At 37.8% G+C, this 4,987-nt stretch carries 5 protein-coding genes; 3 read left to right on the top strand and 2 right to left on the bottom strand.

The window, feature by feature from the left end; genetic code table 11:
- Positions 1-460: 460 nt before the first annotated feature.
- Positions 461-1,408 carry a replication initiation protein RepM gene (gene repM, locus AB8P72_RS13345; protein ID WP_191692551.1) on the bottom strand — a complete coding sequence of 316 codons (948 nt, stop codon included), beginning with the start codon at positions 1,406-1,408 and terminating at the stop codon, positions 461-463.
- A gap of 617 nt (positions 1,409-2,025) precedes the next feature.
- Positions 2,026-2,922 carry a MobV family relaxase gene (gene mobV / locus AB8P72_RS13340; RefSeq protein WP_191692555.1) on the bottom strand — a complete coding sequence of 299 codons (897 nt, stop codon included), beginning with the start codon at positions 2,920-2,922 and terminating at the stop codon, positions 2,026-2,028.
- A gap of 460 nt (positions 2,923-3,382) precedes the next feature.
- Here mobV and AB8P72_RS13335 point away from each other — a divergent pair, with 460 nt between their 5' ends.
- The 3 genes from AB8P72_RS13335 to AB8P72_RS13325 all read left to right on the top strand — a co-directional run bounded on the left by AB8P72_RS13335 (position 3,383) and on the right by AB8P72_RS13325 (position 4,286).
- Complete coding sequence (locus AB8P72_RS13335; RefSeq protein WP_369958306.1) at positions 3,383-3,658, top strand: hypothetical protein; 276 nt, start codon at positions 3,383-3,385, stop codon at positions 3,656-3,658.
- 90 nt (positions 3,659-3,748) lie between these two features.
- On the top strand, positions 3,749-4,033 hold the full coding sequence (locus AB8P72_RS13330) for a type II toxin-antitoxin system RelB/DinJ family antitoxin (protein ID WP_193010913.1): 285 nt from the start codon (positions 3,749-3,751) through the stop codon (positions 4,031-4,033).
- Positions 4,020-4,286, top strand: a complete 267-nt coding sequence (locus AB8P72_RS13325) for a type II toxin-antitoxin system YafQ family toxin (RefSeq protein WP_369958305.1) — start codon at positions 4,020-4,022, stop codon at positions 4,284-4,286. Before AB8P72_RS13330 ends, AB8P72_RS13325 begins: the two co-directional genes overlap by 14 nt.
- The last annotated feature ends 701 nt before the right edge of the window (positions 4,287-4,987 follow it).

Genomic DNA, 4,987 nt, shown 5'->3' with positions numbered 1-4,987 from the left:
AATGAGTTAAATCTAGCGCCTAAAAAAGATAGCGAGATACTTCATATAGACTTCTACGAAGACGCTATATCTATTATGAAACAAAAAAACTATAGGTAGCCCTATATTCAAGCTTAAACGCTAGGGTATAGTTGGAGACTCAACTTTTTGAGATTGGAGAGCGTGCCGTTCACATGCGGATTGAAGCTACAAAGGATACTCCCTCCCGATGACCGCTTTTACCTGTCCAGCAACTCTAGAAAAGCCGTAAACACTAGGTATACAGCTTTCAGTTTATGTTCTATTGTAGGAAACATACTAAAAAAATCTAGCAGCAACCATCGTAGACAAAATAAAAATTAGACCACAAACCCCAATTGCTCGCATAAAAAATTTTTTATTGCTCAATGCCAAATTTCCTCGAAATACTCACCTTAAGCCCTCAGTAGGGAATCATATCTAGCGAACGCTCTCATAAGATCTAGTATTCAAGATATTCTCTAATAGGGCGCTTTTTAAACTGCTCAGGGTCTTTTTTAAGGCGGTTAATCATTTCAAACTCCCAAGCATTCGGATCTTGACCTGCTGGACTGGTAGAACTAACCAAATGATTATAATCAGCAATAAAGCTAGGATTACGGGCAATACGCCCTAGCTGCTTATCATTCAATCCGTCAACCGTAAACATATCTGCTGTACTAGCGTCGCGCTCCTTACTAACTACATCAGCCTTAGCTTTTGGCTTTTCATGAACAGTGAAAGTAAAACCTATAATCTTGCGACCTTTTTTAACTTGTTCATAGCTGATTTTAATATCTGATTTTTCGTTGATTTCATCAATAGCTACTAGTAGTACACGCTTTTTAAAATCGTTCATAGCTTTATATTCTTCGATACCAACACCCAATTGATCTCTAAACTTCTCAAGCGCAAACATCGGAGTCTGCTTGGCAGCTTTCCACTGTACTAACAATTCATAAAGCCTAACGGAGTAAATACTATCCATACTGGCGGTTTGCTCAAGCAGGTATGAGGTAAAAAAATCTTCTGCACCATCAATACGGCTAATGCCATTGACCACGGCAAGAGTAAAGACTAATTCGATTGCGCCCTCGTCATCAAGATATCTTACTTGCTGTATCCAACGAGATTTAATAACTTTCCCTTTGTCGTCAATATAGCTGAAACGCCTATTAAATAACGTCTCCTCAGCTTCTTTCATACGCTTATAGCCATTCTGTCGAGTAGTTTCAAACATCTCAGCATAGCGTAAAGCATCAATGCGTAATGGTTTATCAGTGCTTAGCCCTGTATTGGTTTCCCTAGCATCTACTATTGCCAGTTGAACAATACGAATTTCAGGCAAAGATAAATTCTGTAATGCTGAATTAAGCTGATTTGTTTTAACGACTAAATTACCTTTACTCACGAGAAGTCTTCTCTACTATTATTTAGTGACATAATAACACTATGTCCCTTATGGGACAAATATATATAAGTCCAACAATGGTAACTAAACGTCATTAAAGGGACAAATATATATAAGTCCAACAATGGTAACTAAACGTCATTAAAGGGACATATATATATAAGTCCAACAATGGTAACTAAACGTCCCTTAATGGGTAACTAAACGTCCCTTAATGGGTAACTAAACGTCCCTTAATGGGTAACTAAACGTCCCTTAATGGAGCTTACAAGCTAATAGTAGTAAGGGTCACAGAGGGTCTAAAAGCATTTAAAAGCATTTAAAAGCATTAAAAGCATTTTTTTGTTTTTTTATTAATTAAAAAGCCAGAAGAGAAAAGCCTTAGTTACCTCAAAATATCAGGGACTTTTTTATGCTTATTTGGATCAGATAATCGATTAATACTTTCAAACTTATCCATCAATTTGTTTTAACTTAATGCAAAACAGCAGGTTTGTTGAACTTTTTAAGTTTTTCAGTATTCTAATGACTGTATTTTTCTTAAACCTTAGTGATCAGATATAAAAACCACTCTATTTGTTCACAGATTTCGATTTAAAGGCTAACTATCTCTATTGTTATACATGTATAGCTATTTTAAATTTTTCACTCTCTACAGCTATTCTACAGCTTTCTATCTGCATTGCCTCATTCAATCTAATGATCTCCTCTCGATTTAACCCTTCAGTCGCCAGTAAGTAAGGCTCAACACGTTTTTTGAGAGAGTTATAGCTCGCTTCCGCAACGCTTTTATCCAATCTAGCTTTCTCATAGTCCATTAGGATGCTGTTTGCCGCTTTTACCGTCGGTTCTATTTGCTCAATAACGGCTGCTGTGACCTTTTCCCCATATCTAGCCTTGCTTTCAAACATTTCAGGCTTAAGTGATACGGTTGTAATACTAAAATCTCTAGCATGGTTGATGTCGTGGTAATATTCCTTGATGCTGGTATGCTTGGCTTTAGAGCCTTCTTTGCCCCTCATTAGCCCTAGATCAGCGACCTTATTGGCAAAATCGGTTTGCATCTTGTTTAATTTAGCCCTACCGCCTAGAAAATTCTTACAGTTGAGCTTCCCCTTTTGGTCAATAGGTACGACATAAGCGACTAGATGCGGTGTGCTTATGTCTCGATGAATACTCATACCTGCAATGTTTTCTTCCCCATGCTGATCAATGAGCCACTGAGCAGACCGCTTAAAAAATTCTACTTCTTGGCTTTTTCCCCAGCCTTCCCATTCGGGACTGGCGGTTATTAAATACTCAATACAGAGCACCGCATCAGAGCGTCTTTTTTCAGGGAGACAATCTTTTATTGCTTGTTTAACCCCTTCAGGGGTAGCAACGCTATGATGATTTTTAGGGGTGAGGTTGGGGTCAGCATTTGGCGTTTCTATCGTTCGATAGCTGTGTGCAAGACTGCCACCAATGTTGCCCATCGTCTTTAATTTTGTCGTCCTCAAAATCGCATAGTTCATTACTACTTTTTCCTGATAATTGGGTGTTATTTTACTAAAGTGTATACCTACTACACCATAAATTCACCTGTTAGGAAAGCGAGATTTTTGCTGCAAAAGGCGGTAAAAAGGGGCTGTTTTTCACTGTTTTTCAACTTGGGTGTTTACAGATTGTAAACACCTTTTTCATTTTTAAATCAATAACTTATAATGATTTTGTTTGCACTTTGCAAACACTCAAATTTTAATAAACCTAACAATATCAGCTATTTGGCAGTCCCTTTAGGGTGCGTAAGGTGTAGTCATTAAATTAGGTGGGAAATAACGGATTTTTTATCTGTCGTAAAATCTGCTACAAAAAAGGGCTTATAAGAGCGTTACTTCCAGTCATTCACTGGCATAATCTTAGGCTGGTATCAATAATTTATTCACCTAAAAAAATCATCTGTAGCTACAGATGATTCTAGTAGCGGAGTTATTTATGAGCATGATCGGTGTATCAGTAGCTAGCAGTAAAAGCCTTCAACTTGAAGCCACTCAAGAAGCCTACAATAGAGCTGTCGTGAAGCTTAATTTACTGTTGATTGACGATAAAACGCACGAAGAAGTGGTCAGAAGCAAGCTGTTTGAAGTCATGGATGAAAGAAATCAGCTTGGCAAATACTCCACTTCTGATCTTTATGTGATGCAAAAAAGCATTAAGAAAACGGTTGACGAGTTTCTTTCTGGATTGAATGAGCAGACTATTACCGCTTAGATTAGCGAGAAGATAGAATGCTAAAGTTATTGAGGTTTAGTCACCTTTCGCTTATATTGGGAGTACATATATAAGCGAAAGGTGACCAATATGACTACAACTAATTATAATATACGGCTTGACCAGGATCTGAAGGACAGGTCTTTTTCTGTTCTTGAAAGCTATGGACTAACGCCTTCACAAGCCATAAGACTGTTCTTGAACCAAGTAGCCGATACCAATGCAGTTCCCTTGTCTTTTGACTATCAACAACCTAAGCTCAACGCGCAAACACTTGCTGCTATTGCAGAGGTCGCAAGCGGTAAAGGTAGTAAGTACAATAGCTTTGGTGATTTGATGGATGAGCTAGAAGGCGAGGCTGATGAGATCCATTGAAGTATCCAGTCAGTTTAAGAGAGATGCTAAAAAGAACTATCTAAGCTTGCTCACTCCTGCATGGGGTGAGGTGCTTAATTGTTTGACGAACGATATACCGCTACCGGCTAAATACAAAGATCATGCGTTGACCGGCAATCATAAAGGGTTTAGGGATTGCCATATTAAACCTGACTTGGTGCTTATCTACCGTATTCAGAACGATACGGTAGATTTTGTTAGGCTGGGTAGCCATTCAGAGATATTTGATTAGTCCAAAGCTAACGCCCTTTGGTTGTTGGATTAAGAGATAGCCAAGGCAGGGGAAAATGCCTAATCTCGTAGGTTTTCCAAAGTACTGTAGTTAGCTTGGCAGTTCTAATAAATATTTAGTAAGAACTCTTTAGCGCCATTAATCTCTCTTACCATTGCTGGAGTAAATACTACTTCGAGCACTCCTTTATTATCTAAATATCTCACTTAACTTGGGATCAATTCCTACGGGATTGACCGTATAGGTCAAAGCAGTTTATGTTTATTTTGTTTACTTAAAAAGTACAAAAGAGTTACAATGTAATTAACACTTTATATTATTACCGATACAATTAAAGTCTGTTAAGCCCAGTATTTTCAGGGCTTATATTCGTTATTCTCTGAGTAGAATTCCTATTCAATTATTTTGTAAAAATTATAAAGTACTAAAAGTGTTTTATAGATAACTACCTCTAGGAATTGAGAATAATGATTAAAAAGATCCAATCAGTATTTGCGCGTAAACATAAAAAATCTATTGCTGAGACTCTGAGTAGCCCGATCCTTATCAATGTTAGGATATTAGAAACGTATTCTATCCGGTGCCGCTGTGGTTCATTAGCGGTCCCTACTGAGGAAAGAGGAGTTTCTTATCAATGTATTCGTTGTGGCAAGCAGCCGTCTGAAGGGCCAAAATATAATTTTGGGCAGAGAACTCTCACC

It is taken from the genome of Psychrobacter sp. CLB018 (genome assembly GCF_041222815.1).
GTDB classification, from domain to species: domain Bacteria; phylum Pseudomonadota; class Gammaproteobacteria; order Pseudomonadales; family Moraxellaceae; genus Psychrobacter; species Psychrobacter faecalis.
The sequence above is the reverse complement of the archived record's forward strand: the minus strand, read 5'-3'. Positions and strand labels throughout refer to the sequence as shown.

What these genes read in the sequence shown, in the direction of transcription:
- mobV (WP_191692555.1), bottom strand. Translation starts at nt 2,922, where the DNA reads ATGAACTATGCGATTTTGAGGACGACAAAATTAAAGACGATGGGCAAC.
- AB8P72_RS13335 (WP_369958306.1), top strand. Translation starts at nt 3,383, where the DNA reads ATGAGCATGATCGGTGTATCAGTAGCTAGCAGTAAAAGCCTTCAACTT.
- AB8P72_RS13330 (WP_193010913.1), top strand. Translation starts at nt 3,749, where the DNA reads ATGACTACAACTAATTATAATATACGGCTTGACCAGGATCTGAAGGAC.
- AB8P72_RS13325 (WP_369958305.1), top strand. Translation starts at nt 4,020, where the DNA reads ATGAGATCCATTGAAGTATCCAGTCAGTTTAAGAGAGATGCTAAAAAG.